The 25,462-nt window shown below is 62.3% G+C and carries 26 protein-coding genes and 1 riboswitch; of the genes, 21 read left to right on the plus strand and 5 right to left on the minus strand.

What is annotated here, in order from left to right:
* Positions 1-18: 18 nt before the first annotated feature.
* Positions 19-528 carry a bifunctional 3-hydroxydecanoyl-ACP dehydratase/trans-2-decenoyl-ACP isomerase gene (fabA, locus tag IE095_RS03615; protein ID WP_189410261.1) on the minus strand — a complete coding sequence of 170 codons (510 nt, stop codon included), beginning with the start codon at positions 526-528 and terminating at the stop codon, positions 19-21.
* A 126-nt stretch (positions 529-654) separates the two neighbouring features.
* On the opposite strand from fabA, the gene irr reads away from it, so the two are divergent.
* Positions 655-1,080 (plus strand): Fur family transcriptional regulator Irr, encoded by a 426-nt coding sequence (irr, locus tag IE095_RS03620; RefSeq protein ID WP_189410262.1) that lies wholly within the window; start codon positions 655-657, stop codon positions 1,078-1,080.
* A gap of 38 nt (positions 1,081-1,118) precedes the next feature.
* Here irr and IE095_RS03625 read toward each other — a convergent pair whose 3' ends face one another.
* On the minus strand, positions 1,119-1,997 hold the full coding sequence (locus tag IE095_RS03625) for a glycosyltransferase family protein (protein WP_229804473.1): 879 nt from the start codon (positions 1,995-1,997) through the stop codon (positions 1,119-1,121).
* A 101-nt stretch (positions 1,998-2,098) separates the two neighbouring features.
* Here IE095_RS03625 and miaB point away from each other — a divergent pair, with 101 nt between their 5' ends.
* The 9 genes from miaB (at position 2,099) to IE095_RS03670 (ending at position 10,558) form a co-directional block, all read left to right on the plus strand.
* Positions 2,099-3,412, plus strand: a complete 1,314-nt coding sequence (gene miaB / locus IE095_RS03630; RefSeq protein ID WP_189410263.1) for a tRNA (N6-isopentenyl adenosine(37)-C2)-methylthiotransferase MiaB — start codon at positions 2,099-2,101, stop codon at positions 3,410-3,412.
* Positions 3,413-3,529: 117 nt separating this feature from the next.
* Positions 3,530-4,057, plus strand: coding sequence for an OmpA family protein (locus IE095_RS03635; RefSeq protein WP_189410264.1), 528 nt, complete (start codon positions 3,530-3,532; stop codon positions 4,055-4,057).
* A 10-nt stretch (positions 4,058-4,067) separates the two neighbouring features.
* Entirely contained in the window at positions 4,068-4,427 is a 360-nt protein-coding gene (locus IE095_RS03640) for a hypothetical protein (RefSeq protein WP_189410265.1), read from the plus strand.
* Between the two features lie 126 nt (positions 4,428-4,553).
* Complete coding sequence (locus IE095_RS03645; RefSeq protein ID WP_189410266.1) at positions 4,554-5,612, plus strand: PhoH family protein; 1,059 nt, start codon at positions 4,554-4,556, stop codon at positions 5,610-5,612.
* A gap of 70 nt (positions 5,613-5,682) precedes the next feature.
* Positions 5,683-6,186, plus strand: coding sequence for an rRNA maturation RNase YbeY (gene ybeY / locus IE095_RS03650; RefSeq protein ID WP_189410267.1), 504 nt, complete (start codon positions 5,683-5,685; stop codon positions 6,184-6,186).
* Between the two features lie 42 nt (positions 6,187-6,228).
* Positions 6,229-7,128: a CBS domain-containing protein gene (locus tag IE095_RS03655; RefSeq protein WP_189410268.1), complete on the plus strand. Its 900-nt coding sequence runs from the start codon at positions 6,229-6,231 to the stop codon at positions 7,126-7,128.
* Positions 7,129-7,163: 35 nt separating this feature from the next.
* Positions 7,164-8,615: an apolipoprotein N-acyltransferase gene (lnt, locus tag IE095_RS03660; RefSeq protein ID WP_229804474.1), complete on the plus strand. Its 1,452-nt coding sequence runs from the start codon at positions 7,164-7,166 to the stop codon at positions 8,613-8,615.
* Between the two features lie 35 nt (positions 8,616-8,650).
* Positions 8,651-8,698, plus strand: a riboswitch (SAM-SAH riboswitch).
* 8 nt (positions 8,699-8,706) lie between these two features.
* Entirely contained in the window at positions 8,707-9,873 is a 1,167-nt protein-coding gene (metK, locus tag IE095_RS03665; RefSeq protein ID WP_189410270.1) for a methionine adenosyltransferase, read from the plus strand.
* 55 nt (positions 9,874-9,928) lie between these two features.
* Positions 9,929-10,558, plus strand: coding sequence for a hypothetical protein (locus tag IE095_RS03670; protein WP_189410271.1), 630 nt, complete (start codon positions 9,929-9,931; stop codon positions 10,556-10,558).
* Here IE095_RS03670 and IE095_RS03675 read toward each other — a convergent pair.
* Positions 10,541-11,446: an aminoglycoside phosphotransferase family protein gene (locus IE095_RS03675; RefSeq protein ID WP_189410272.1), complete on the minus strand. Its 906-nt coding sequence runs from the start codon at positions 11,444-11,446 to the stop codon at positions 10,541-10,543. The genes IE095_RS03670 and IE095_RS03675 overlap by 18 nt on opposite strands.
* Here IE095_RS03675 and ybgC point away from each other — a divergent pair.
* The 10 genes from ybgC (at position 11,438) to IE095_RS03725 (ending at position 21,067) form a co-directional block, all read left to right on the plus strand.
* Entirely contained in the window at positions 11,438-11,830 is a 393-nt protein-coding gene (gene ybgC, locus IE095_RS03680; protein ID WP_189410273.1) for a tol-pal system-associated acyl-CoA thioesterase, read from the plus strand. The two genes, IE095_RS03675 and ybgC, sit on opposite strands and share 9 nt — an antisense overlap.
* 109 nt (positions 11,831-11,939) lie before the next feature.
* Positions 11,940-12,635, plus strand: coding sequence for a protein TolQ (gene tolQ, locus IE095_RS03685; RefSeq protein ID WP_189410274.1), 696 nt, complete (start codon positions 11,940-11,942; stop codon positions 12,633-12,635).
* A 2-nt stretch (positions 12,636-12,637) separates the two neighbouring features.
* Entirely contained in the window at positions 12,638-13,129 is a 492-nt protein-coding gene (tolR, locus tag IE095_RS03690; RefSeq protein WP_189410275.1) for a protein TolR, read from the plus strand.
* A gap of 5 nt (positions 13,130-13,134) precedes the next feature.
* Entirely contained in the window at positions 13,135-14,388 is a 1,254-nt protein-coding gene (gene tolA / locus IE095_RS03695) for a cell envelope integrity protein TolA (RefSeq protein ID WP_189410276.1), read from the plus strand.
* A 44-nt stretch (positions 14,389-14,432) separates the two neighbouring features.
* On the plus strand, positions 14,433-15,761 hold the full coding sequence (gene tolB / locus IE095_RS03700) for a Tol-Pal system beta propeller repeat protein TolB (RefSeq protein ID WP_189410277.1): 1,329 nt from the start codon (positions 14,433-14,435) through the stop codon (positions 15,759-15,761).
* A gap of 97 nt (positions 15,762-15,858) precedes the next feature.
* On the plus strand, positions 15,859-16,389 hold the full coding sequence (gene pal, locus IE095_RS03705; protein WP_189410278.1) for a peptidoglycan-associated lipoprotein Pal: 531 nt from the start codon (positions 15,859-15,861) through the stop codon (positions 16,387-16,389).
* 5 nt (positions 16,390-16,394) lie between these two features.
* Positions 16,395-17,216 (plus strand): tol-pal system protein YbgF, encoded by an 822-nt coding sequence (ybgF, locus tag IE095_RS03710; RefSeq protein WP_189410531.1) that lies wholly within the window; start codon positions 16,395-16,397, stop codon positions 17,214-17,216.
* Positions 17,213-18,436 carry a tRNA lysidine(34) synthetase TilS gene (gene tilS / locus IE095_RS03715; RefSeq protein ID WP_189410279.1) on the plus strand — a complete coding sequence of 408 codons (1,224 nt, stop codon included), beginning with the start codon at positions 17,213-17,215 and terminating at the stop codon, positions 18,434-18,436. The genes ybgF and tilS overlap by 4 nt, the downstream gene beginning before the upstream one ends.
* Positions 18,437-18,506: 70 nt before the next feature.
* Positions 18,507-20,420 carry an ATP-dependent zinc metalloprotease FtsH gene (gene ftsH / locus IE095_RS03720; protein WP_268247707.1) on the plus strand — a complete coding sequence of 638 codons (1,914 nt, stop codon included), beginning with the start codon at positions 18,507-18,509 and terminating at the stop codon, positions 20,418-20,420.
* A gap of 53 nt (positions 20,421-20,473) precedes the next feature.
* Positions 20,474-21,067 (plus strand): MOSC domain-containing protein, encoded by a 594-nt coding sequence (locus IE095_RS03725; protein WP_189410281.1) that lies wholly within the window; start codon positions 20,474-20,476, stop codon positions 21,065-21,067.
* Between the two features lie 38 nt (positions 21,068-21,105).
* On the opposite strand, the gene IE095_RS03730 is transcribed toward IE095_RS03725, so the two are convergent.
* Together IE095_RS03730 and IE095_RS03735 are read right to left on the minus strand one after the other, a co-directional pair.
* Positions 21,106-22,308: a calcium-binding protein gene (locus tag IE095_RS03730; RefSeq protein WP_189410282.1), complete on the minus strand. Its 1,203-nt coding sequence runs from the start codon at positions 22,306-22,308 to the stop codon at positions 21,106-21,108.
* 68 nt (positions 22,309-22,376) lie between these two features.
* A complete protein-coding gene (locus tag IE095_RS03735; protein ID WP_189410283.1) occupies positions 22,377-23,561 on the minus strand; it encodes a calcium-binding protein in 1,185 nt (394 codons plus the stop codon).
* 199 nt (positions 23,562-23,760) lie between these two features.
* Between IE095_RS03735 and IE095_RS03740 the strand changes: the two genes are divergently transcribed.
* Positions 23,761-25,437: a formate--tetrahydrofolate ligase gene (locus tag IE095_RS03740; protein WP_189410284.1), complete on the plus strand. Its 1,677-nt coding sequence runs from the start codon at positions 23,761-23,763 to the stop codon at positions 25,435-25,437.
* The last annotated feature ends 25 nt before the right edge of the window (positions 25,438-25,462 follow it).

The raw sequence follows: 25,462 nt of genomic DNA on the forward strand, positions 1-25,462 counted from the left end.
GTTATGCAACCGTAAGCCTCAAGCCTCGCTCAGCGCCACCTTCATATCCGTCACCTGATAGATCACCTCGCCATCCGCCTCGACCCGGCCATTCGCCACGCCCATCGTCAGCCGCCGTGTCTGGATCGCCTTGGTGAAATCGACGTAATAGGTCAGCTTCTTGCGGTCCGGCCGAACCATCCCCGTCAGCTTCACCTCGCCCACGCCCAAGGCATAGCCGCGCCCCTGCCAGCCGCGCCAGCCCAGGTTGAACCCCGTCAACTGCCAAAGCCCGTCCAGACCCAGACAGCCCGGCATGATCGGATTGCCCGGAAAATGGCAGGCAAAGAACCACAGGTCCGGATGAATATCGAATTCGGCCACCACATGGCCCTTGCCGAATTCGCCCCCATCCCCCGAAATATCGGTGATCCGGTCCATCATCAGCATCGGCGGTTCCGGCAGTTGCGCGTTCCCCGGCCCGAACAGCTCGCCCCGCGCGCATTTCAAAAGATCGTCCCGGTCAAAGTGGTTCGGAAATCCGGCCATGTGCTGCTGTCCCCTGCTTTTCCCTTCGTCTATCACCCGCGCCAAAGGGCTGGCAAGGCCGGGCGCATTTCCATTGTCGCGGGCCGGGGGCTGGCCTATATTGCCTGCCAGCACGAAGGAAGACCGATGACCCACCCGCAGGCAGATCAAGGCAGGCAAGGCGCAACATGGCTGATGCGCGGCGGCTTGCGGCCCACCCGTCAGCGGCTGGTTCTGGCCGATCTGCTGGTGGGCGACGGCTGTCACCGCCATGTCACCGCCGAAAGCCTGTTTGCGGCGGCGGAAGGTTGCGGCGAAAGGGTCAGCCTTGCGACCGTCTACAACACGCTGCGCGCCTTTTGCGAGGCAGGGCTGATGCAAGAGGTCGTGGTCGATGGCGCGAAAAGCTATTTCGACACGCGGATGGATGATCACCCGCATTTCTTCTGGGAAGACACCGGCACCCTGACCGATGCCCCGGCCGAACAGCTGGCCTTTGCCCGCCTGCCCGACCTGCCCGAAGGCACCGAACTGGCCCGCGTCGATGTGGTGATCCGTCTCCGGCGGGTGTGAACAGGTGATCTAGGATGGGCGATCGGCCCATCATCCGCCTAAAACCACTGCCCCGGCTCCATCAGGCCTAGTTCCAGCAACTGTTGGCTCGACCAGTCGCATCCCACCGAGTTCCGCCAACGAAAATCGCCAATGGCGGCGCGGCTGTCGGGGTTGACGCGCAAGGCTTTCGCCGCGCGAAAAGACAGGCTGGCGGCGGTCACATTGTTGTGCCAAGGGCAGGACCAAGTGTTCCGTTCCTCCTCGGACAGCGTGAAATCAGGTTGCAGGGTGATGCCAGGATCGGCGCGGAACAAGGCAATCCTGTCAATCCGACGTGCCTCCCACGGCACATGCTCCTCAAACCGCCAGCGCAGACCGCCGTAAAGATCGATCTGCCGCTCTTTTCGCGCAAAGCCCGGCGCGGGGCCTTCGCGTTGCAGAGCATAATAGCCTGTCGCATCAAGCAAAGCACCTTCACGCGCCACTCCTTGCGGATGGGCCCCAAGGTCGCCCGCGTAAAGGTCGACGACCGTCACCGGCATTGCAAAACGCCGCTCTTCGCCGTGAAAGGTGCAAAGCTCGCCTACGGTGCGGGTTTCAACAAAGGGATAGAACAGGTATTCAGCATTATAGCCTGCAAACATCCACTGACCCGGACAGGCTGCGATCAGGGCATTCGCCGCCACCATCATCGCTCGATCGGCCAGAACCGGGTGATGCACCACCGCCACCCGTGCCGGATCGGGGTTGGTCACGGCCTCATCCACATCGACCAAAAGGATCAGATGGCGAAAACCGCAGGCCAGATGGTGCCGGATCGTGCTGTCCAACTCGACCCCATCCTCGGCAAGGATCAGGGCGATGGGGCCTTTCAAGCCCTTTCCGGGGCCGGAGAGATAGGCATCCAGATTGCTGTGGCGGATATCGGCATTCATCCCCCCTATCTGCCTTGGACCGCGTGCCCCGTCAAACCCGCTTTGTTGCGGTGGGGGGCGGCTGGGTGTAGAAGGCGGGCCGAATGCGAAAGGCGGGCAGCATGACCGAGGCCAAAAAGCTGTTCATCAAGACCTATGGTTGCCAGATGAACGTCTATGACAGCGAACGCATGGCGCAGGCCATGGGGGCCGAAGGCTATGTGCTGACCGAGGTGCAGGAAGACGCCGATATGGTGCTGCTGAACACCTGCCATATCCGCGAAAAGGCGTCGGAAAAGCTGTATTCCGATCTGGGTCGGCTGAAGCCGCTGAAAGCGGCGCGGCCTGATCTGAAGGTGGGGGTGGCGGGGTGCGTGGCGCAGGCGGAAGGCGATGAAATCATCCGGCGGATGCCATTAGTCGATATCGTCGTCGGCCCGCAGGCCTATCACCGCCTGCCGCAACTGGTGCGCCAAGGGGGCAGCGCCGTCGATACGGAATTCCCGGCAGAGGACAAGTTTGACCATCTGCCAGAGCGCAAGACCGAGGGGCGGCCGACCGCCTTTCTGACGGTGCAGGAAGGCTGCGACAAGTTCTGCGCCTTTTGCGTGGTGCCCTATACTCGTGGGGCCGAAGTCAGCCGCCCGGTTGAGCGTCTGCTGAAAGAAGCGCGGGATCTGGTGGCCAAGGGGGTGCGGGACATCAGCCTTCTGGGGCAGAATGTGAACGCCTATCACGGGCAGGGGCCGGATGGCGATTGGACGCTTTCGCGCCTTTTGCGGGAAATGGCGGCCATTCCGGGGCTGGACCGCCTGCGCTATACCACCAGCCATCCGAACGATATGGATGATGACCTGATCGCCGCCCATGGCGATCTGCCCGCCCTGATGCCCTATCTGCATCTGCCGGTGCAATCGGGCAGCGACCGCATCCTCAAGGCGATGAACCGCAAACATACGGCTGAACAATATCTGCGCCTGATCGAACGCCTGCGCGCCGCCCGGCCTGACCTTATCTTTTCGTCGGATTTCATCGTCGGCTTCCCCGGCGAAAGTGATGCCGACCATCAGGCGACGCTTGATTTGATCCGCGCTGTGAACTTCGGCTCGGCCTATTCTTTCAAATACTCCGCCCGCCCCGGCACCCCTGCCGCCGAAAAGGCACCCGTCGAGGATGAGGTGTCCGATGCCCGCCTACAGGAATTGCAAGCCCTGATCACCGCCCAGCAAAGGGCCACCCAAGAGGCGATGGTGGGGCGCGTTGTCCATGTGCTTTACGAAAAGGTGGGGCGTAAAGAGGGGCAGATGCTGGGCAAGTCAGACCATCTTCATGCGGTGCATGTCGACGATCCCACCGGGCGAATCGGTCAGATGGCACGTGTCAAGATCACCGCCAGCATGACGAATTCCCTCAGTGCCGTGCCCGTTACAGGTTGAAAAAATGGCGCGCACAGGCCTGATCCGGTTCGAAAATGTCAATTTTCGACGGATTCTGCTTTACCTGAAGCCCTGAATTCGCGACCTATCGCAGCCAGAACTGTTTTTAGGTGCTGCATGATTGATGTCGTTCGTTCTGCGCTGGCGGCGCTTGCTGCCACGACCCTGCTTCTTGCGGGCACGGTCGCCCCGGTGCAAGCCGAGCGGGTGGTGGGTGTCATCAATTGGGGCATCTGGATCGATAACGACGGCTGCCAGCATTACTGGGCCGATGGCGGGCTTGAGGGCTATATGGTCCCCCGTCTCAACCCGGCGACCGGTCATGGCGTCTGCTATCAGAAAAAGATCTGCCTCAGCCTGCCCGTGGCCGAGGCATTTGGCAGCAAGGATGACCTCCGCCCTGGCATCGCAACCTTCTTGCGCGGCTTTTTCGATGCGACGGGCGCGGCGGGCTATGCAGCAACGGTGGTGATCGCCGATCCGTCGCCCAGCGTCCAGCACATCCGTCTGTCCCAGCGTCGCCATGAAACCGTCGGCGCGATGATCGGCCGGGTGGGCGAACGCCCGCAGAACGGCAGCATCCCGCCCTTGGCGCAAAGCAGCGCCGCCTCGGGCGATGTCTTGCAAATTTCGTGCTTCTACTAGGGTGGTGATCATGATGAAGAAATCCGCCCTGATCCTTTTGCCCGTCCTGCTGTCCGCTTGCGTCACCGAAGGCACGGTCTGGCGTCCCACGACGCCCTCGCGCGTGGTGGCCGACGTTTGGGACGATGGCTCCAAGCCCAGCTTCCTGACCAATGGCAATGCGGCGATCGTCTATGACCCGCAGGGCTGCCAACACTGGATCATCGACGACGGCGAAGAAGGCTATTCCTCGCCCCGTTTCAACCCAGCGACGGGCCTGCCGGTCTGCGACAACCGCTATCCACCGGGCACCATCATTGGCGAGATTGAACGGCCGACCGATGAAGTCCCAGATTTTGTGCCCAACTACCAGGCCAGACCCAAATATTGATCACCTGCCACTTTTCTGTGCAGAATTGACCGGGGCGTGGAACCATCCGCGCCCCTTTGCCGTTCAAATGGGCATGTCACACCATTGTCGCTTGCAATAAGGTCAAGGGGGTCGCAATCTGAAAACATGAACGCCAGCCATAAGGAGACACCTTTGGGCATCAGCGCGCTGACCCCCCCGACCCGCCCCGATGACGTTGTCGAAACGCTGTTGGAATTCCCGGACAATCGCCTGTTGATCGACCTGTGTGGCGAATTTGACCGGAACCTCTCGCAAGTGGAACATCAATTGGGTGTTCATATCCTGCGGCGAGGAAACCGGTTGGCGGTGATCGGCGACAAGGCATCGCGTGATCAGGCATCAGGGGTCTTGCGGGGGCTATATGCGCGGCTTGAAAGCGGACGTGGCATTGTGGCCGGCGACATCGACGGCGCGCTGCGCATGGGCCAACCCATGAGCGATGTGATGGCCCCTGGCGGGGTGCCCGGCGGCGAACAGATCGAGATGTTCCGCGGCGAACGCTATGAACTGCGCACCAGGAAAAAGCCGGTCGATCCGCGGACCGAGGCGCAAAAGGCCTATGTCAAAAACCTGTTCGACCATGAACTGGCCTTTGGCATTGGACCTGCCGGGACGGGCAAGACTTATTTGGCGGTGGCAGTGGGCGTGACCATGCTGATCGCCGGGGCCGTCGAAAAGATCATCCTGTCGCGCCCTGCGGTCGAGGCGGGGGAACGGCTGGGTTTCCTTCCCGGCGACATGAAGGAAAAAGTCGATCCCTATATGCAGCCGCTTTACGACGCGCTGAACGACTTTCTGCCTGCAAAACAGGTGCAGAAGCTGATGGAGGAAAAGCGGATCGAGATTGCGCCTTTGGCCTTCATGCGCGGGCGGACTTTGGCGAATGCCTTCGTTGTGCTGGATGAGGCGCAGAATGCCACGACCATGCAGATGAAGATGTTCCTGACCCGTCTGGGCGAAGGCAGCCGCATGGTGATCACTGGCGACCGCACGCAGATCGACCTGCCACGGGGAACGGCTTCCGGCTTGCAAGATGCCGAACGGATTTTGAAGGGGGTGAAAGGCGTGACCTTCAACTACTTCACATCGAAGGATGTGGTTCGGCATCCGTTGGTCGCCCGGATCATCGACGCCTATGAAAAGGATGACGCAGCGGGAAGCTGAGTAAAGACAAGCGTCAAAGCGATGTGCTTTTCATTGGGCAAATCGCTTTGATTCTGCCAAGACCCCTCCCATGGAACCCCTAATCGACATCGTCCTCGAAGACCCCCGCTGGCAGGCCCTTGGCCTTGAACTCTTGGCTGACCGCGCCGCAAGGGCCACCTTGGCCTCATTAAACTTGCCGACCGAAGGCTTTCAGATCGTCGTCATGGGCTGCGACGATGCCCGCATCGCGGCGCTCAACGCCGATCATCGCGGCAAGACGAAACCCACCAACGTGCTTTCCTGGCCCGCGGAAGAGCGCGCCCCGGACGCCGCCGGCCAAGTCCCCGAAAGCCCCGAACCGGGTGATCCCGACGATCCCGAATCGCTGGGCGACATCGCTCTGGCCTATGAAACCTGCGCCACCGAGGCCGCCGATCAGGGCAAGCCCCTGACCGACCATGTCACCCATCTGACTGTCCACGGCATCCTGCATCTGCTCGGCTATGACCACATCGACGACAAAGATGCCGAACTGATGGAAGAAACCGAGGTGCGGATACTTGCAACCTTGGGCCTTGCTGACCCATACTAGACCCGTCCGCCCCCGATTGGCGGTCGTTTTCGGATAAGGACGATGGGCAGTCAAAGCGGCGCCGATACCACTCCCTCTGGTCAGGACCAACTGGCCGATCCCCAGGAACCCGAACAGCGAAGTTTCTTTGGCCGTCTCCTCGACGCGCTTACGCCCGGGGACAGCGGTCGGGACAATCCCAATTCTTCTGCACAAGACAGCCCACAGGGCGGTGCCCAGGGTCCGGCGCCCCTGCATGGCCTAGCGAACCTGCGCAAATTGCGGGTCGATGACGTGGCCATTCCCAAGGTCGACATCATCGCCGTGCCGCTGGATGCCACCAAGGAAGAACTGGTCGAGGCTTTTCGCAAGCATGGCTTCAGCCGCGTGCCGATCTACAAGGATTCGCTCGATCATCCGCAGGGTCTGATCCTGCTGAAAGACCTGGCCCTGCAATTTGGCTTTGGCGCAGGCGGGCGTTTTTCCCTGCGCAAGATGCTGCGCCCCATCCTTTACGCGCCGCCTTCCATGCCGGTGGGCGTGCTGCTGCAAAAAATGCAGCGCGAACGCGTGCATATGGCCTTGGTCATTGATGAATACGGCGGCGTCGACGGTCTGGTCACCATCGAAGACCTGATCGAAACGGTGATTGGCGAGATTGACGATGAACATGACGAGGCGGAAACCGCGCTCTGGCGCGAGGAAAAACCGGGCGTCTGGGTGATCCAATCCACCGCGGCACTGGACGAGGTGGAAACGCTGATCGGCCAGAAACTGCGCCGGGATGAGGATGATGACGAGATTGACACCTTGGGTGGGCTGATTTTTCTGCGGGCGGGCCGTGTGCCTGCACGGGGGGAAATCGTGGCGCATGAAAGCGGCGTCGAGTTTGAAGTGATCGACGCCGATGCCCGGCGGCTGAAACGGGTGCGGCTGCGGCTGCCGGTGCCGGTGGAAGGCTGACGATGCGCCGTTGGGGCCGCCCCGCAGGGCGTCAGATGGGCTTGGCCCTGCTTGGGGGGATGCTGGCCGCCTTTGGTCAGGCCCCCATTGGTCTCTGGCCCGTCACGCTGCTGGGGCTTGGCCTGCTGATCCGCCAAGTGGCGCTGGCCGAAAATCGACCCGCGGCCCTTTGGCTGGGCTGGGCTGGCGGCCTTGGGCATTTCGCCTTGGCCATGTCCTGGATCGTCGCCCCCTTTCTGGTCGAACCCGAAACCTACGGCTGGATGGCCCCCTTTGCACTGGTCCTGATGGCCGGTGGCCTTGCCCTGTTCTGGGCTTTGGCCGCTGGACTGGCCCATGTGGCGGGGCAGGGCAGGGCCAGCCGCGCAGCCCTTTTTGCCCTGACCTTGGTTCTGGCCGAGGCCCTGCGCGGCTGGACCTTCACTGGCCTGCCTTGGGCCATGCCCGGCCATGTTTTCATCGGTTCGGCCTTTGACCAAACTGCCGCGCTAGGCGGTGCGCTGCTGCTGACCCTGCTCGCCACCGCAGTCGCGGCCTGCCCGGTGATCTGGCCCCGCACCGGCCTCTTTCCTGCGCTGGCGCTGCTGACCGCCGCCTTCACCTATGGCCAGTCGCGCCTCGCCGAACCACTCCCCGCCGATCACGGCGCAAGCCTGCGCCTTGTCCAGCCCGGCATTGATCAGGCCGCCAAATGGGATCCGGTCCAGGCCGAGGCGAATTTTGCCAGCCTCATCCGTCTGTCACGCCAAGGCGACTCCGTCCCCGATCTGGTGATCTGGCCCGAAACCGCCATCCCGTATCTGTTCGACCCCAGCATCGCCCAAGCCATCGCCCGTGGCACAGGCGGCCTGCAAGTCGCCACCGGCGCGCAGATCATCGAGGGCGATGCCGCCTATAACGCCTTGGTCGTTCTGGACGGGCAGGGGGCCTTGGCCGCCCGCTATGACAAGGCCCATCTGGTGCCCTTCGGCGAATACTTTCCCTTTGGCGATCTCGCCTATCGCTGGTTCGGCCTGCGCGCCTTTGCCGCCCAGCAGGGCTATGGCTATGCCAAGGGCCCTGGTCCCGTCTTGCTGGACCTTGGCCCCTTGGGCCATGTCCTACCGCTGATCTGCTATGAGGCCGTCTTTGCCCGTGACCTGCACGCAGCGCCCGATGGCGCCGATTGGCTGTTGCAGATCACCAACGACGCTTGGTTCGGCATCTGGCAGGGGCCGTTCCAACATTTCGATCAGGCCCGCCTCCGCGCCATTGAACAGGGCAAGCCCCTTGTCCGCGTCGGCAACACCGGCATCTCTGCCCTGATCGACGCCCGTGGCCGCGTTCTTGCCCTGCTGCCCTTGGGTGAGGTTGGCACGCTGGATGTCACCCTGCCGGGGCGGCTGGAACCCCCGCCCTATGCGCAACATGGCGACTGGCCCATCATCGGGCTTATTGCGACGCTTTTTGCGTTGATCGCGGCAAGGCTGCGGCGCGGGCCCCATTGACGCGGGCGGGCCAAGGGTTTAGCGGGGCTCATTCAGAACTGCCACAACGGCTTCCTGGCGTGGCGGGGATCATCAACGGAGCACTTCCCCAATGACTCGTTCGTCTTACGTCTTCACCTCCGAGAGCGTCTCGGAAGGTCACCCCGACAAGGTCTGTGACCGGATTTCCGATGCGGTTCTGGACGCTTTCCTGACCGAAGAACCCAATGCCCGCGTGGCCTGCGAAACCTTTGCCACGACCAACCGCGTGGTGGTTGGCGGCGAGGTGGGCCTGTCCGACCCCGCCCATCTGGCGCGGATGCAGGAACGCGTGGATGGGATCGTGCGCGATTGCGTGCGCGACATCGGCTATGAGCAGGACAAATTCCACTGGAAAACCGTGGAAGTGACCAACCTTCTGCATTCGCAATCGGCCCATATCGCCCAAGGCGTGGACCGCGACGGTGCAGGCGATCAGGGCATCATGTTCGGCTATGCGACGGACGAGACGCCCGAGCTGATGCCGGCCCCGATCCAATATGCCCATGCGATCCTGCGCAAACTGGCCGAGGTTCGCAAATCCGGGCAGGAACCCACCCTGCGCCCGGATGCGAAATCGCAACTCTCGCTGCGCTATGAAAACGGCGTCCCGGTCGAGGTGACGTCTCTGGTGCTTTCGACCCAGCACGCACTGGAAAGCCAGAGCAGTGCCGACATCCGCGCCATTGTCGAACCCCATATCCGTTCTGTCTTGCCGGATGGCTGGCTGACCGACAAAACCGAATGGTGGGTCAACCCGACCGGCACCTTCGTCATCGGTGGCCCTGATGGCGACGCAGGCCTGACCGGGCGCAAGATCATCGTCGACACCTATGGTGGTGCGGCCCCGCATGGCGGCGGTGCGTTCTCGGGCAAGGATCCGACCAAGGTGGACCGTTCGGCGGCCTATGCGGCCCGCTATCTGGCCAAGAACGTGGTCGCGGCTGGCCTTGCGAAACGCTGCTGCATTCAGGTCAGCTATGCCATCGGCGTGGCCAAACCCCTGTCGATCTATGTCGATACCTATGGCACAGCAACGGTGCCCGAGGCGCAGATCGAAAAGGCCGTGGCGCAAGCGATGGACCTGACCCCGCGCGGCATCCGCACCCATCTGGGTCTGACCCGCCCGATCTATGCCCGCACCGCCGCCTATGGCCACTTTGGCCGCGCAGCCGAGGTCGACGGTGGCTTTAGCTGGGAAAAGACCGATCTGATCGACGCCTTGCGCAAGGCGGTCTGATCCTGCAAAACGCCGTCAGGGGCTGGCCTCCTGACGGCGTTTCCATGGGAATTTGATGGATATGATGGACATTCAGGCGATGTTCAGCGGCCCAGACGGGGCCTATCGCTTTGCCCGCTGGCGCAGGCCCATTGTGCCCGTCGTCTTTGGCGTCGAAGATGCGACGCTTGCCGTGTTCAAAGGCGCGTTTCAGGCGGTCTGTCATGTCGCAGGCCATGACATGGCCGAGACCGACGCCGAAATGGGCGCGAACCTGATGGTCTTTTTCTGCCGTGATTGGGCCGAACTGGGGCAGGTTCCGGGCCTCGATCAACTGATCCCCGATCTCGCGGGTCTGGTCCGGCGGCTGACCGAGGCTGGTGCCAACCAATATCGCGGCTTCCGCCATGAAAGCGACGGGGCCATCCGCGCAGGCTTTGTTCTGCTGCGCTTGGATGACCGCATGTCTTCCATCCCCGCCGAGGTGATTGCCCTGACCCAAGCCGTGCAGGTGATCCTCCTCTGGGGCAATCAGGCCTTTGACGCATTGCCCGCGCTGACCGTGACCGAAGGCCGCGCGGTGCTTTCCCCCGACATTGCCCGCCTGATCCGCGCCGCCTATGACCGCGTGCTGCCCGATGCCTCCAACGATCCCTCGCATGCCCTCCGCCTGTCGGCACGGCTGGCCTCAAGCCCCAGCCAATAGCGCCTTCATCGCCCGCAGCGATTCAGCATCCTCGGGCCTTTCCACCAAGGTAATCGCCGATTTCCACAAGGCCCAACCGCGCGCCCTGTCCCATGTTGCCGCATCCAGCCCCACCGCCTCCTGAAACGCCCTCCGCGCCGGGGCGTCGAACATCCGCCAGGCCGCCACCAGATCGCAGGCCGGATCGCCCACCGCGCAGCAGCCAAAGTCGATCATCGCCGTCAGCCGCCCCTGATCATCCAGCAGGATGTTCCCCCAAGCGACATCGCCATGCAGCCAAACAGGCGGACCTTGCCACCTTGACGCCAAGGCCCGCTCCCAAATAGCCAAGCCTTTTCCCAGATCGAACCGATCCGCAATCCGCCCCAACCCCTCGCGTGCCCCCGCATCATAAACCGCCAGATCACCCCCCCGCAGGAAATTATGCCTCCCCGGCGGCGGCCCGCCCACCGATGGCACCCCCTGCAAAGCCTTTAGGAAGCCGCCCAATTCCCCCGCCAGACCAACGGCATCCACCACCCGAGCATCGCTCGCTGTCTCTCCTGCAATCCACCCCCGCACCGACCATGGGAAGGGATAGCCCGCCCCCGGCTGGCCCACACCCAACACCTTAGGCACCCGCACCGACAGGTGCCGCGCCAAAACAGGCAGCCATTCTGCCTCTTTCCCCACCTGATCCGCATAGCCCGCCCCGCTTGGCAGCCGCACCGACATCGCCTCCCCCAGCCGGAACGAACGGTTGTCCCAACCGTCCTCATCCACCCGCCGCAGCGGCAACCCCGCCCATTCGGGGAACTGTTCGCGCAGCAGGTCGTCCACCAGACGCTCATCAATCGCCCGCATCTTGCCCAATCCCCCATCCCCCGTTAGCCATGCAGCATGACCCATCAGCACCCAATCCGCGTCTATTACGAAGATACCGATCTGGGCGGCATCGTCTATTACGCCAATTACCTGCGCTTCATCGAAAGGGGCCGTTCCGAATGGGTTGCCTCCCTTGGCCTTGACCAACGCCAGATGCAGGCCGAACAGGGCCTTGTCTTCGCCGTCCGCAGGGTCGAGGCGGACTATCTCAAACCCGCCCATCTCTGGGATGATCTGACCGTCACCACCGCCGCCGCCCAGATCACCCCCGCCCGTATCGAACTCGATCAGGCCGTCCTGCGCGGTGCCCAGACCCTCTTTACCGCCAAAGTCACCCTCGTCTGCCTTGGCCCCGGCCACCGGCCCACCCGCCTGCCAGACACAATTCGCCGTCATCTGACGAAATAATCCGGGCGATTTTCCGCCTTTGACACAGATGTGTTGGCATTCCCCCTGAAATCGGGATAGGATAAAGGGTAATGAAGGTCGGCAAACGACCATAACATCGAGCAGGCGTATGGAAACTGATGTGATGACTGCGGCGCAGGCCGTGGATTTTTCTATGCTTGCGCTTTTTGCGCGTGCGACCCTTACCGTCAAAATCGTGATGATCATCCTGATCGGGATGTCCTTCTGGAGCTGGGCCATCGCCATCCAGAAAATCATGATGTACCGCGTGGCCAAGCGCGAGGCGGATATCTTTGACCGGGCCTTCTGGTCGGGCGAACCCTTGGACGAGCTGTTTGAAAAGCTGGGGCCGCATCCCGTTGGCGCGTCCGAAAAGATCTTTTCGGCCGGCATGACCGAATGGCGGCGCAGCCACCGTCAGGACGGGGCCTTGATCGCGGGGGCTCAGGCGCGGATTGACCGTTCGATGAATGTCGCCATCGCCAAGGAAAGCGAACGCTTGAACCGGGGCATGTCCTTCCTGGCCACCACGGGTGCCACCGCCCCCTTCATCGGGCTGTTCGGCACGGTCTGGGGCATCAAGCACGCCTTTGAACAGATTGCCGCCACCCAGAACACCAATCTTGCCACCGTGGCACCGGGGATTGCCGAGGCGCTGCTGGCCACCGGGATCGGCCTTGTCGCCGCTATTCCCGCGGTGATGCTTTACAACAAGCTGAACGCCGACAGCGAACATATCGTCGGCGGGTATGAGGCTTTTGCCGATGAATTCGCGACGATCCTGTCGCGCCAGTTGGACAGCTGATCATGGGCGCCGGTGTAGTTCAGGGTTCAGGCGGTTCGGGTCGCGGTGGCCGCCGCCGCAGGGGCCGCAGTGCGGCTATGGCCGATATCAACATCACGCCGTTTGTGGATGTGATGCTGGTTCTGATGATCATCTTCATGGTGGCAGCCCCGATGCTGACGGTGGGCGTGCCCATCGAAATGCCGGAAACGGCGGCCACGGCACTGCCGACCGAAAAAGAGCCACCCTTGGCGCTGACGATCACGGCGGATGGGCAGATTTCCATTCAGGAAACCCCTGTCCCTGATGCTGATCTGATCCCGAAACTGCGGGCCGTGGCGGCCGAGCGTGAAAACGACAAGGTCTATCTGCGCGCCGATGCCTCTGTTCCCTATGAACGCGTGGCGCAGGTGATGGGGGCCTTGAACATGGCCGGGTTCAATTCCATTGGTCTGGTGACGGATACCGACGGTCCCGCCTTTGGCGCGACCGCTGTGGACGCGAACGGGGGCTAAGGCCGGTGAGAACGGGCACGATCATCTCTGCCTCGGGTCACGTCGGGCTGATCCTTTGGGTTCTGCTGGGCGACTGGCTGTTCACCGCGCATGAGCCGGTGGAGATTCAGATGACCGATGTTTCGGTCATGTCGTCCGAGGAATTCGCGGCGCTGACCGCAGGCGACCAACCTGCCGCCCCCGCGACCGAGGTGGAAACGCCCACGCAGCCGCCGGTGGATGAGCCGCCGCCAACGCCGAAACCCCAGCCCGAGCCGCAACCCGAAGTGCCGCCCGCCGTCCTGCCCGAACCGCGCCGCGATCCTGAGCCGGTGCCCGAGGATCTGCCCGAACCCGACTCAGTGCCGGAACCCGAGCCTCTGCCCGACCCCGTTCCAGAAACCTCCACCGAACCGGAACCCGTGGTTCCCGGCCCGGTGACGGATGCGCCGGTGAATGACAATGTTAACCCAGAAATCGTGCTGGATTCGGTGGCCCCGGTGAACCCCGACGTTCGCCCCAAACCCAAGCCTTCACAGGTCGTCTCGCCCGAGGTTGTCGACGCGCCGGAAGAAGCCGCCGATGATGCCGCCACGCCGACGCCCGCCGTCAGCGAAGAGGTCGTGCCCGAAGAGCCGCCCGTCGAGGAGCCCCCGGAAGAGGTCGCCCCGGAAGACACCGGCGAGACCAATCTAACCGAAGCCAATCAGGACGACGTGGCCTCCACCCTCGCCCCCACCGCCAGCGGTCGCCCGCCTCGGCGGCCCGAACGGACAACCCCCACGGAACAGCCCGAGGAACCGACGGAACAGCCCGCGACGGAAGAACCAGCCACCGAACAACCCGCCACCGAAACTCCGGCGACCGACCCCGGCACGGAAGAACCGACCGAAGACCCCTTGGCCGACATTCTGGCCGATGTGCAGGAAGCGGGCAGCCGGACCGGGTTGGCAGGTAGCCCCATGTCTTTCAATGAGATTGACGCATTGCGGTCTGCTTTGAACGGTTGCTGGAAAATCGGCGCTGTTTCGACCGCCGCCGGGCGCACGAAAATCACGGTCTGGCTAGACCTTGACCCTGCTGGTCGTCCGGTTCCTGGCAGCCTAGTTCTGAAAAGCTATACTGACGGTGATGCCGCCTCGGCCCAGATCATGTTTGAAACGGCACGCCGGGCCATTGCGCTATGTGTTAAAAATGGCCTGCCCTTGCCGCCCGACAAATATGAAACTTGGCGCGAGTTGGAACTGAATTTCGACGCCAGCCAAGTGCTGCTGCGATAACCCGATGCCCCCGAGAAAACCAAAAGAAAGCAGACGAGGACAGCATGAACAGATTGACCCGCATCGCCGCCCTGCTGGCTCTTGCCGTCAGTGGGCTGGCCAGCACTTTAGCCCCCGTACAGGCCCGCATTTCGATTGACCTGAATGCCCCGACCCCCGAACCCATGCCCATCGCCTTGCCGATGTTCCTCGCCGAAAACGGCGAAGCGCAGCAATATGCCCAAGCACTGACGCAGGTCATCCAAGCCGATCTCGAAGGCACCGGCTTTTTCCGCGCCATCCCTGAAAACGCCCATATCAGCCGCATCAGCAACTTTGACGCCCCTGTCGCCTATGCCGATTGGCAGGCGATCAATGCCCAAGCCCTGATCGTCGGGTCCGTCAACGCCAGCGGCGGGCAGGTCGTCGTCAAATTCCGCCTGTTCGACGTCTTTTCCGGCGAGCCCTTTGGTGAAGGCCTGCAATTTGCCGGCACCACCGATGGCTGGCGGCGCATGGCGCATAAGGTGGCGGATGCCGTCTACAGCCGCATCACCGGCGAGGGCGGTTACTTTGACAGCCGCGTCGTCTTTGTCTCGGAAACCGGGCCGAAAGATCAGCGCCAGAAACGCCTTGCGGTGATGGATCAGGACGGCGCGAATGTCGCCTATCTGACCGATTCCTCCTCCATCGTTCTGGCCCCCCGCTTTTCGCCCCAGGGCGACCGGATCCTCTTCACCAGCTATTCCAGCGGTTTCCCTTCCATCTATCTGATGGATGTGGGTTCACTGCAAATGCGCTCTTTGGGTGAACAGCCCGGCACCATGACCTTTGCCCCCCGCTTTGCCCCCGATGGCCAGCGCATCGTCTTTAGCCTTGAACGCGGTGGCAACACTGACATCTACGCCCTCGACACGGGCAGCGGACAGTTGTCGCAACTGACCAACTCCCCCGCCATCGAAACCGCCCCCAGCTATTCGCCCGACGGCAGCCAGATCGTCTTTGAAAGCGACCGTTCGGGCAACCAGCAGCTTTATGTGATGAGCGCGGGCGGCGGTGAACCGGTGCGCGTCTCAAACGGCGAAGGCCGCTATGGCACCCCGGTTTGGTCGCCGCGCGGCGATTACATCGCCTTTACCAAACAGAATGCAGGCCGCTTCCACATCGGCGTCATGCGCACGGATGGCAGCGAAGAACGCCTGCTGACCGCCTCTTATCTGGACGAAGGCCCGACCTGGGCCCCGAACGGTCGCGTGTTGATGTTCACGCGCCAAGGGGCGGGGGCAGGCGGGCAGCCCGCGCTGTTCAGCGTCGACATCACCGGGCGCAACCTGAAACAGGTGCCTACCGAAACCAGCGCCTCCGACCCCGCTTGGTCGCCGCTGCTGCCGTAAGAAAGCGTGATGACGCGCCCGATTCCCAGGGCGCGTCAAAGCTGGTAAACAAGATGCAAGAACCGGGTGACCGGGCCAAAGAACAAAGGAAAAGGCGATGAGCATCACTACAAAAGGCCTTTTGCTGCTGGCGGCATTGACGCTTGCGGCTTGTAACAATCCCAACCGCTATGGCGCGGGCGGGGCCGGTCCCGGCGGCGTTGGCGGCCCGGGGCAGGGCGGCATCGGTTCGGGCGCTTTGGGCGATCCGAACAACCCCACCTCGGTCGCCTATTTCAACCAAAAGGTCGGCGACCGCGTCTTCTTTCTGGTCGATCAGTCCACCCTTTCCGATCAGGCCCGCGTAACGCTGCAAGGTCAGGCCCAATGGCTGATGGCCAACCCCGGCTATGCCATCATCATTGAAGGCCATGCCGACGAACAGGGCACCCGCGAATACAACATCGCGCTGGGCGCGCGCCGCGCCAGCGCCGTGCAGAACTTCCTTATCTCGCAAGGCATCCCCGCCAACCGGATGCGCACCATCTCCTATGGCAAGGAACGTCCGATTGCCGTCTGTTCGACCGAGGATTGCTTCTCGCAGAACCGTCGTTCGGTGACGGTGCTGTCGGCTGGCTCGGGGGTCTGACCATGATGCGTGGTCTTGCTCTTGGGGTCATGCTGGCCCTGCTGCCGGGGTTGGCCCCGGCGCAGGACCGGGCGCAGACACTGGCCGACATCCGGGCGGAAATCGGTGCCCTTTCGGCCCAGTTCAACGCGCTGAAACAGGAACTGGTGGCCTCGGGCGGGATCAACACCGGCATCGCCGGCGGCGATGCCCTGCAACGCCTGGACGCGATCGAGGCGGCCTTGTCCCGCCTGACCGCGCAGACGGAACAGGTTCAGATCAAGGTCAACAAGGTGGCCTCGGACGGCACCCTGCGCTTGGGCGATCTGGAAATCCGAGTGTGTGAGCTGACCGAAGGCTGCGACATCATGAACCTGCCGCCGACCGCACCCTTGGGCGGCGACGGTGGAACCGCAACACCCACGACGCCGACTGAAACGACCAGCAGCGGCGGGCCGGAACTCGCCGTGGCGGAGAAAGCCGATTTTGACCGGGCCAAGGAGGTGCTCGCCTCCGGTGACTTTCGCACCGCCGCGGACCTCTTTCAGACCTATGCCCAGACCTATCAAGGTGGGCCCCTAAGCCAAGAGGCGCATCTTCTGCGCGGCGACGCACTGGCGCAACTGGGCGAAACCGGCAACGCTGCCCGCGCCTATCTTGAGGCGTTTTCCGGCACGCCGAACGGCGCTTTGGCCGGGCAGGCCCTGCTGAAACTGGGTCAGTCCTTGGGTCAATTGCAGCAAATCCCCGATGCCTGCATCACCTTAGCCGAGGTAGGCACCCGCTTTCCCGGCACCGCCGATGCCACGGCGGCACAGGGGGCGATGGCCCAACTGGGTTGCCAGTGACCAAGGCCGGGCTTCTGGCCCTGATGGGCCAAGCCTTGCACGACTTTGACGGACCGCTGGGCGTGGCGGTTTCAGGCGGCGGGGATAGTCTCGCCGCCTTGTCTTTGGCAGCGGCCAGCGCACCGCAAAGATTGCAAGCCGCCACTGTTGACCACCGCCTGCGCGCCGAATCCGCCGCCGAGGCCGCCCGTGTTGGGGAAATCTGCGCCCAGCTTTCCATCCCGCATCAGGTGCTGGTCTGGCATCACCAGACCGTCACCGGCAACCTTCAGGATCAGGCCCGTCAGGCGCGCTATGACCTTCTGGCCGAATGGGCGCAGGGCAGGGGGCTGCAAGCCGTCCTGCTGGGCCACACCGCCGAGGATCAGGCCGAATGCCTGCTGATGGGGCTGGCCCGCGCCGCGGGGCTCGATGGTCTCGCAGGCATGCGCCCCCGCTTCCAGCACAACAGCGTCACCTTCCTGCGCCCCCTCCTGACCGCCCGCCGCGCCGATCTGCGCCAGTATCTGACTGGGCAAGGGTTGGCTTGGATCGACGATCCCTCCAACGACGATGACCGTTTCACCCGCGTCCGCTTTCGCAAGGCGATGGCAGCTCTAGCCCCCTTGGGCCTCACCGTCGAAACCCTCGCCGCTTCCGCCCAGCATCTGGCACAGGCCCGCCAAGCCATGGATCAAAGCCTGCAACAAGCCTTTCGTAAGATCGGTCGCGAGCAGGCGGGTGCGCTTTTTCTTGACCACGCGGGCCTTGCCAAACTTCCGCCCGAACTCCAGCGCCGCATGATCGCCGCCGCCTTGCGCTGGATCAGCGGCACCCCCCACGGCCCCCGTGGTCCCGCCCTGGCCCGCGCCCTGCAATCCGTTCTGGCAGGCCGCGACGCCACCCTGCACGGCGCGCGTCTGCGGCCCCGCCGTGACCAAATCCAGATTACCCGCGAATCCAAGGCCATTGCCCATCACCAAACTCCCACCGGTCAGCTTTGGGATCATCGTTGGCACCTGACCGGCCCCCACGCCCCCGACCTCCACCTTGCCGCCTTGGGCGCTGACGGCCTTCGCCTCTGCCCTGAATGGCGGGACTTGGGCCTTGCGCGTGAGGTGCTGATCGTCCTGCCCGCCGTCTGGCGCGGCGATGAACTCGTGGCCGCGCCCCTCGTCCGGACCGAAACCGATTGGCAGGCATCCTGCCGAAGCTTCGACTTATTCATCTTATCGCATTGAACGCGCCGTCTTTCCGTCTATCTTAGGGAAAAGGCCTGCGCCCGGCGCGGGTGGTTCAAGGAGTCTGCTGGTGGGCAACGCGCGCAATATCGCCTTCTGGGTCGTTCTTCTGGTTCTGGTGCTGGCCATGTTCAACATGTTCGGCAGCGCCTCGACCGGGGCAACCCAGGAACTTCCCTATTCCGATCTGGTTCAAAGGGTGGATGAGGGCGGCATTGCCAGTGTCCGGATCGACGGCGAACGCCTGCTGGTCGAGGCCAAGAACGGCAACCGCTACACCACCATCCGCCCCGAAGGCGACGATGGCTTTATCGCCAGCCTCGTCGCCAAAGGCGTCAAGGTACAGGCCGATGCCCAGGCTGAAAGCGGCCTCTTTGCTTTTCTCGGCCTCTGGTTCCCCTTCATCCTGCTGATCGGTGTCTGGTTCTTCTTCATGAACCGCATGCAGGGCGGCGGCAAAGGCGGGGCCATGGGCTTTGGCAAAAGCCGGGCGAAACTGCTGACCGAAAAGCATGGCCGCGTCACCTTTGACGATGTGGCGGGCATCGACGAGGCCAAGGAAGAGCTGGAAGAGATCGTCGAATTCCTGCGCAATCCGCAAAAGTTCAGCCGTCTGGGTGGGAAAATTCCGAAAGGCGCTTTGCTGGTCGGCCCGCCCGGCACCGGTAAAACCCTGCTGGCCCGTGCCATTGCGGGCGAGGCGGGGGTGCCGTTCTTCACCATCTCGGGTTCCGACTTTGTTGAAATGTTCGTGGGTGTCGGGGCAAGCCGCGTGCGCGACATGTTCGAACAGGCCAAAAAGAACGCGCCCTGCATCGTCTTTATCGACGAGATTGACGCTGTCGGTCGTGCCCGTGGTGTCGGCATCGGCGGCGGCAATGACGAACGCGAACAGACCCTGAACCAGCTTCTCGTCGAAATGGATGGGTTTGAGGCGAACGATGGCGTGATCATCGTGGCCGCCACCAACCGCAAGGACGTGCTTGACCCCGCGCTTCTGCGTCCCGGGCGCTTTGACCGGCAAATCTATGTGCCGAACCCCGACATCAAGGGCCGCGAGAAAATCCTGAACGTCCATGCCCGCAAGGTGCCCTTGGGGCCGGATGTTGATCTTCGGATCATCGCCCGCGGCTCTCCGGGTTTCTCTGGGGCGGATCTGGCGAACCTTGTGAACGAAGCCGCTCTGATGGCGGCGCGGGCGGGTCGGCGTTTCGTCACGATGATCGACTTTGAACAGGCCAAGGATAAGGTCATGATGGGCGCGGAACGCCGGTCGATGGTCCTGACGCCCGAACAAAAGGAAATGACCGCCTACCATGAGGCGGGCCATGCGATTGTGGGCATGACCCTGCCGAAATGCGATCCGGTTTACAAAGCCACCATCATCCCCCGTGGCGGTGCCTTGGGCATGGTGATGAGCCTGCCCGAAATGGACCGCCTGAACATGCACAAGGACCAGTGCAAGCAGCGCATTGCGATGACGATGGCGGGCAAAGCCGCCGAGATCATCAAATGGGGCGAGGAATCGGTGTCGAACGGTCCCTCGGGTGACATTCAGCAGGCCAGCGCCTTGGCCCGTGCCATGGTCCTCCGCTGGGGCATGTCCGATGCCGTTGGCAACATCGACTATGCCGAGGCGCATGAGGGTTATCAGGGCAATGCCTCGGGCCTTTCCGTCTCGGCGGAAACGAAAAAGCTGATCGAGCAGGAAGTCAAAGATCTGATCGACGAGGGTTATAAAACCGCCCGCCAGATCCTGATCGAACGCAATGACGATTTCGAACGGCTCGCAAAGGGCCTGCTTGAATATGAAACCCTGACCGGCGACCAGATTTCCAAGGTCATTGCGGGTGAGGCGCTGGACAGCGACGATGACAGCAGCACCTCGGGCGGGGGCGGCTCGTCCATCATCGCCATCCCCAAGACCAAGGCCCGCAGCCGCAAAAAGCCGGATGCCGGGATGGAACCCGAGCCGCTGGCCTAAGCCGAACCACCATAGGCCCGAACCCCGGTTCGGGCCTTTTCCTTGGGGATAGAATGCCAGTCTGGAAGAAAAGCACCCATATCGGGCGGATCACCTATCTGGGCCATGTTGTTGGCCGCGATGTGCAGGCCACCCTTGGCCCCCTGGCCTCTACCCCCTTGGCCGAACTGGTCTGCACGCTGGATGGCCCCTTGGGGGAATCGCATGGCGGCCACACCCGCCCCTCTTGCAGCCGAGTCTCGAACATCTATCCCCGCGACACCACCATTGCCAACACCCGCCAGCTTTCCATCCTCTCGGTCGAAGAACTCGCCCAGATCGCGGCGGATATGGGCCTTGCCAGCTTAGACCCCGCCCTTGTGGGCGCCACGATGGTCGTCGAGGGCATTCCCGACCTCAGCTTCCTGCCCCCCTCTGCCCGCTTGCAGGGCCCGGATGGCGCAACAATCGTCGTGGACATCAACAACCGCCCCTGCACCCTTCCCATCGCCCCGATCGATCAGGCCCACCCCGGCCACGGCCGCGCCTTCAAGGCCGCCGCCAAAGACCGCCGGGGCATCGTCGCCTGGATGGAACGCGAAGGCACTTTCCGCTTGGGCGATACGCTGACCCTGTTCGTCCCAGACCAAAGGGCTTGGTTGGGGTAAGGGTGGAACGCCCCCCTCCCCATCGAAATCCGCTGTCCCTACAGGATAAAATCCCCGGCCCGCAAGTTGCCGATATCCTCCACCAGAATGGCAAAGTCGGCCTTCTTGTCGCCGTTGATATCGCCCTGCACGATCACATCCGTCCCGGCCCTGACATAGCGTAGGTCGCCCTTGTCGCCGGTAAACCGGGCCGTTCCGATGAAATCAAAGGCCTGATTGCCCGCCCCAGACTGCGCATCCATCCCCGCCAGATTTATCTTGTCGCCCTGGCCCCGGTTGAAATCGGTGATCGTATCCCGCCCCGCCACGGAAACGGTGCTGTCACTGGCAAGCGCAAAGATGAAACGGTCGGCCCCCGCCTCGCCCACCAATTGGTCGGCCCCTTTTCCACCCTTCAACTGATCAAGGCCCGCGCCACCAATCAGCCGGTCATTGCCGTCTTCACCGTTGATCTGGTCATTCCCAACCCCGCCCATCCCCGTGTCATTGCCCCCGCCCAGCGACATGCGGTCATTGCCGCTATAGCCCCGAAAGACATTGGCCACCTGAAGCCCGGCTTGGGTATCTTCCGATAGAGTGTCGGCAAAATCCGACCCTTCGATGTCTTCAAATCCGTTGATCCTGTCGCCCTGAGCATGGCCGCCCATTCCAAAGATCGTGCTGCCCCATTCAAAGCGGATGGTCACACCCGCGTTGGAGGTTCGATAGCTCAAAACATCGCCCGCATCCGAGCTGCCCGACATCGTATCAGCCCCAGCACCGCCTTCGATCGTGTCGTTGCCGCCCGCCCCACTCAGGTTGTCGTTACCGTCGTTGCCAAAGATCAGATCGGCATCTTCGGCCCCATTGGCCTCGTCATTGCCTGCGCCGCCATAGATCGTGTCACTGCCTTCGTCACCAAAGATCGTGTCGTTTCCGCCCAGCCCGCTTGCGGCATTGTCGCCATACAGAATGTTCGCGCCGGTATTGCCTGTGATGTAGTCCCGGCTGTCGCTGCCCCGTGCGTTCTCAATCAGCCCCGTCACCGTCAGCGTCCGGCTCAGATTGGGACTATCCCAGATCGTGGCACGGGCTGATGTGGCCACGAAACTTCCATCGACAGTGAATTGCAGCGTCAAAACACTGTACTCGAGCGGATTATAACTGCCGCTGATAGTCAGCCAATCCTGCCCGCTGCCGTCGTCGTCAAGCGTCTCGCCCGCGTGGCTGCCCGATACTGCATCATAAACATTGTCCGTCATGGCAAATCTCCATTCTCTCAGGTCCAAAGTCGTTCGCCACCGCGCCGGAAATTGGCGCTGTTATCCCGTCACAGCAGAAAATCACTCGCCCTCAGGCTGGTCATATCCTCCACCAGAATCGCAAAATCAGCTTTCCGGTCGCCATTGATGTCGCCCTGAACGACCACATTCGTCCCAGCCTTCACAAAGCGTAGATCACCCTTGTCGCCGTCAAAGGCTTGGCTTCCAATAAATATAAACGCCTGATTGCCAGCGCCTGACTTGGCATCCATGCCACGCAAATCAATCTTGTCGCCCTGCGCCCGGTTGAAATCGTCGATCCGGTCGCGTCCAGCGACAGCCACCGTGCTTTCACTCGCCAACGTAAAGATGAAGCGGTCAGCCCCGCTGCCGCCCACAAGAAAGTCGCTGGCTTGTCCCCCGGTCAAACTATCCCCACCGGCCCCGCCAAAAAGGTTGTCCCTGCCGCTTTGTCCGCTGATCTGATCCTGTCCATCGCCGCCAAGGCCGGTATCATTGCCGCCACCCAGAAACAGTCTGTCATGGCCTCCTTCGCCCGAAAACAGATTGTTGGTGATGCTATTGGCCAGTGCGTCACGGATCACATCGCCAAAAGCCGATCCGTTCACATCTGTAAAGCCATAGACCTGATCACCCTGTGCATGCCCACCGCTGACCGTCGCATAGCCGGTGCCAAGTGCGATGCTGACCCCGGCATCGGAACTGTCATAGCGGACCGTGTCGCCCGCGTCGGCCCCACCATCCAACGTATCCGCCCCGGCCCCGCCCTCAATGACGTCAACACCCTCCCCGCCAACGATGTTGTCGTTGCCGTCATTGCCGTAAAGCAGATCGTCGTCGGCTTGACCGTCGATGTCATCATTGCCTGACCCGCCAAAGATCGTGTCGTTCCCACCCTCACCGCGCAGCGTATCGATCCCGCCAGCACCGTTCTCTGACTGATCGCCGTAAAGGATGTTGTTGACTTGGTTGCCTCTGATCCAGTCGCGGCTGTCGCTGCCCCGAACATTTTCGATCAAACCGTTGATCCAAAGCGTCCGCGTGGTGCCGTTGTGAAAAATGACGGCCTCGGCCTGTGTCGCCACACCATCACTGAAGGCGTTTCTAAGATCCAGTGTCGAAGCATCGCTATAGCTGCCGCTCAGGACAAGCCAATCCACGCCATCCACATCGTTGAACGTCTCACCCGCATTCGTCGCCAAACCTGCCGCATCATAAACATCATCCGCCATGGCAGATCTCCTTTCGTCATAAAAATACCCGTCGCCGGGCCGCGCCTGAAAATGGTTAAGAAAAGGTTAACGCAGACGCGCCGTCCGGGCAAGCACGCCATCGAGGACGTTTCCGACCGCGACAGGTCGGAATCCGCACAAATCATCGCCGGGCCAATGCTAACAATCGCAAAGGGGCAGGGCACCGAGAGAGGAACCGATGGCCGTCAAGACCGATATCGAGATCGCACGCGAAGCAAAGAAAAAGCCGATCCAAGAGATTGGCGCGAAACTGGGAATCCCCTCGGAACATCTGCTGCCCTATGGCCATGACAAGGCCAAAGTCGGGCAGGACTTCATCAAATCCATCGCTGGACGCACCGAGGGCAAGCTGATCCTTGTCACCGCCATCAACCCAACGCCTGCGGGCGAGGGCAAGACCACCACCACCGTGGGCCTAGGCGACGGGCTGAACCGCATCGGCAAAAAGGCGGTGGTCTGTATCCGGGAGGCCTCTCTGGGTCCGAATTTCGGCATGAAGGGCGGCGCTGCGGGGGGCGGCTATGCGCAGGTCGTGCCGATGGAGGAAATGAACCTCCATTTTACGGGTGACTTCCACGCCATCACCAGCGCGCACAACCTGCTGTCCGCGATGATCGACAACCATATCTATTGGGGCAATGAACTCGACATCGACGCGCGCCGCATCGTCTGGCGGCGGGTGATGGACATGAACGACCGCGCCCTGCGCGACATGGTGGTGAACCTTGGTGGCGTGTCGAACGGCTTCCCCCGCCAGACCGGCTTTGACATCACCGTGGCGTCTGAGGTTATGGCGATCCTTTGTCTCTCGAACGATCTGGAAGATTTGCAAAAGCGGCTGGGCGACATCGTCGTGGCCTATACCCGCGCCAAAAAGCCGATCTATTGTCGCGACCTGAAAGCCGACGGCGCGATGACGGTGCTGCTGAAAGACGCCATGCAGCCAAACCTTGTGCAGACCTTGGAAAACAACCCGGCCTTCGTGCATGGCGGGCCTTTCGCCAACATCGCCCATGGCTGCAACTCCGTCATTGCCACCAAAACCGCCCTGCGTCTGGGCGAATATGTTGTCACCGAAGCAGGCTTTGGGGCCGACCTTGGGGCCGAGAAATTCTTTGACATCAAATGCCGCAAGGCCGGGCTGAAACCTTCTGCCGCTGTGATCGTCGCCACCGTGCGCGCGATGAAGATGAACGGCGGCGTGGCCAAGGCTGATCTTGGGGCGGAAAATGTCGAGGCGGTGAAAAAGGGCTGCCCGAACCTTGGGCGGCATATCTCGAACGTCAAATCCTTTGGCGTTCCTGTGGTGGTGGCAATCAACCATTTCTTCAGCGATACGGATGCCGAAGTTCAGGCCGTCAAGGAATTCGTGGCCGCCCAGGGGGCTGAGGCGATCCTTTGCAAACACTGGGCGCAAGGTTCCGCGGGGATCGAGGATCTGGCGCATAAGGTGGTGGCCTTGGCCGAAAGCGGCGCGGCCAGCTTTGCACCGCTTTATGGTGACGATCTTCCACTGTTCCAAAAGATCGAAACCATCGCCAAGCGCATCTATCACGCCGATGAGGTGCTGGCCGACAAGTCGATCCGCGATCAGCTGAAAGCGTGGGAGGCGGCAGGTTACGGCCATCTGCCGATCTGCATGGCGAAAACGCAGTATTCCTTCTCCACCGATCCAAACCTGCGCGGCGCACCCACTGGCCATTCTGTTCCAGTGCGCGAGGTGCGGCTTTCCGCAGGGGCGGGCTTCATCGTGGTGATCTGCGGGGAAATCATGACCATGCCCGGCCTGCCCAAAGTGCCATCCGCCGAGGTGATCCGCCTGAACGACCAAGGCCATGTCGAGGGGCTGTTCTGACGAGCCTTGCCGATCAGGCCGTTGC

It is taken from the genome of Neogemmobacter tilapiae, from assembly GCF_014652215.1.
Classification (GTDB): Bacteria; Pseudomonadota; Alphaproteobacteria; order Rhodobacterales; family Rhodobacteraceae; genus Neogemmobacter; species Neogemmobacter tilapiae.

Excerpts from the sequence above, each read along its gene's own strand:
- IE095_RS03740 (WP_189410284.1), top strand. The coding sequence starts at position 23,761 with ATGGCCGTCAAGACCGATATCGAGATCGCACGCGAAGCAAAGAAAAAG.
- ybgF (WP_189410531.1), top strand. The coding sequence starts at position 16,395 with ATGCGTGGTCTTGCTCTTGGGGTCATGCTGGCCCTGCTGCCGGGGTTG.
- IE095_RS03725 (WP_189410281.1), top strand. The coding sequence starts at position 20,474 with ATGCCAGTCTGGAAGAAAAGCACCCATATCGGGCGGATCACCTATCTG.
- ybeY (WP_189410267.1), top strand. The coding sequence starts at position 5,683 with ATGGAACCCCTAATCGACATCGTCCTCGAAGACCCCCGCTGGCAGGCC.
- irr (WP_189410262.1), top strand. The coding sequence starts at position 655 with ATGACCCACCCGCAGGCAGATCAAGGCAGGCAAGGCGCAACATGGCTG.
- IE095_RS03645 (WP_189410266.1), top strand. The coding sequence starts at position 4,554 with ATGAACGCCAGCCATAAGGAGACACCTTTGGGCATCAGCGCGCTGACC.
- IE095_RS03670 (WP_189410271.1), top strand. The coding sequence starts at position 9,929 with ATGGATATGATGGACATTCAGGCGATGTTCAGCGGCCCAGACGGGGCC.
- IE095_RS03735 (WP_189410283.1), bottom strand. The coding sequence starts at position 23,561 with ATGGCGGATGATGTTTATGATGCGGCAGGTTTGGCGACGAATGCGGGT.
- fabA (WP_189410261.1), bottom strand. The coding sequence starts at position 528 with ATGGCCGGATTTCCGAACCACTTTGACCGGGACGATCTTTTGAAATGC.
- tolR (WP_189410275.1), top strand. The coding sequence starts at position 12,638 with ATGGGCGCCGGTGTAGTTCAGGGTTCAGGCGGTTCGGGTCGCGGTGGC.
- tolQ (WP_189410274.1), top strand. The coding sequence starts at position 11,940 with ATGGAAACTGATGTGATGACTGCGGCGCAGGCCGTGGATTTTTCTATG.
- ybgC (WP_189410273.1), top strand. The coding sequence starts at position 11,438 with ATGACCCATCAGCACCCAATCCGCGTCTATTACGAAGATACCGATCTG.
- pal (WP_189410278.1), top strand. The coding sequence starts at position 15,859 with ATGAGCATCACTACAAAAGGCCTTTTGCTGCTGGCGGCATTGACGCTT.
- lnt (WP_229804474.1), top strand. The coding sequence starts at position 7,164 with ATGGGCTTGGCCCTGCTTGGGGGGATGCTGGCCGCCTTTGGTCAGGCC.
- IE095_RS03730 (WP_189410282.1), bottom strand. The coding sequence starts at position 22,308 with ATGACGGACAATGTTTATGATGCAGTATCGGGCAGCCACGCGGGCGAG.
- IE095_RS03640 (WP_189410265.1), top strand. The coding sequence starts at position 4,068 with ATGATGAAGAAATCCGCCCTGATCCTTTTGCCCGTCCTGCTGTCCGCT.
- IE095_RS03675 (WP_189410272.1), bottom strand. The coding sequence starts at position 11,446 with ATGGGTCATGCTGCATGGCTAACGGGGGATGGGGGATTGGGCAAGATG.
- IE095_RS03655 (WP_189410268.1), top strand. The coding sequence starts at position 6,229 with ATGGGCAGTCAAAGCGGCGCCGATACCACTCCCTCTGGTCAGGACCAA.
- IE095_RS03635 (WP_189410264.1), top strand. The coding sequence starts at position 3,530 with ATGATTGATGTCGTTCGTTCTGCGCTGGCGGCGCTTGCTGCCACGACC.
- IE095_RS03625 (WP_229804473.1), bottom strand. The coding sequence starts at position 1,997 with ATGAATGCCGATATCCGCCACAGCAATCTGGATGCCTATCTCTCCGGC.
- tolB (WP_189410277.1), top strand. The coding sequence starts at position 14,433 with ATGAACAGATTGACCCGCATCGCCGCCCTGCTGGCTCTTGCCGTCAGT.
- miaB (WP_189410263.1), top strand. The coding sequence starts at position 2,099 with ATGACCGAGGCCAAAAAGCTGTTCATCAAGACCTATGGTTGCCAGATG.
- metK (WP_189410270.1), top strand. The coding sequence starts at position 8,707 with ATGACTCGTTCGTCTTACGTCTTCACCTCCGAGAGCGTCTCGGAAGGT.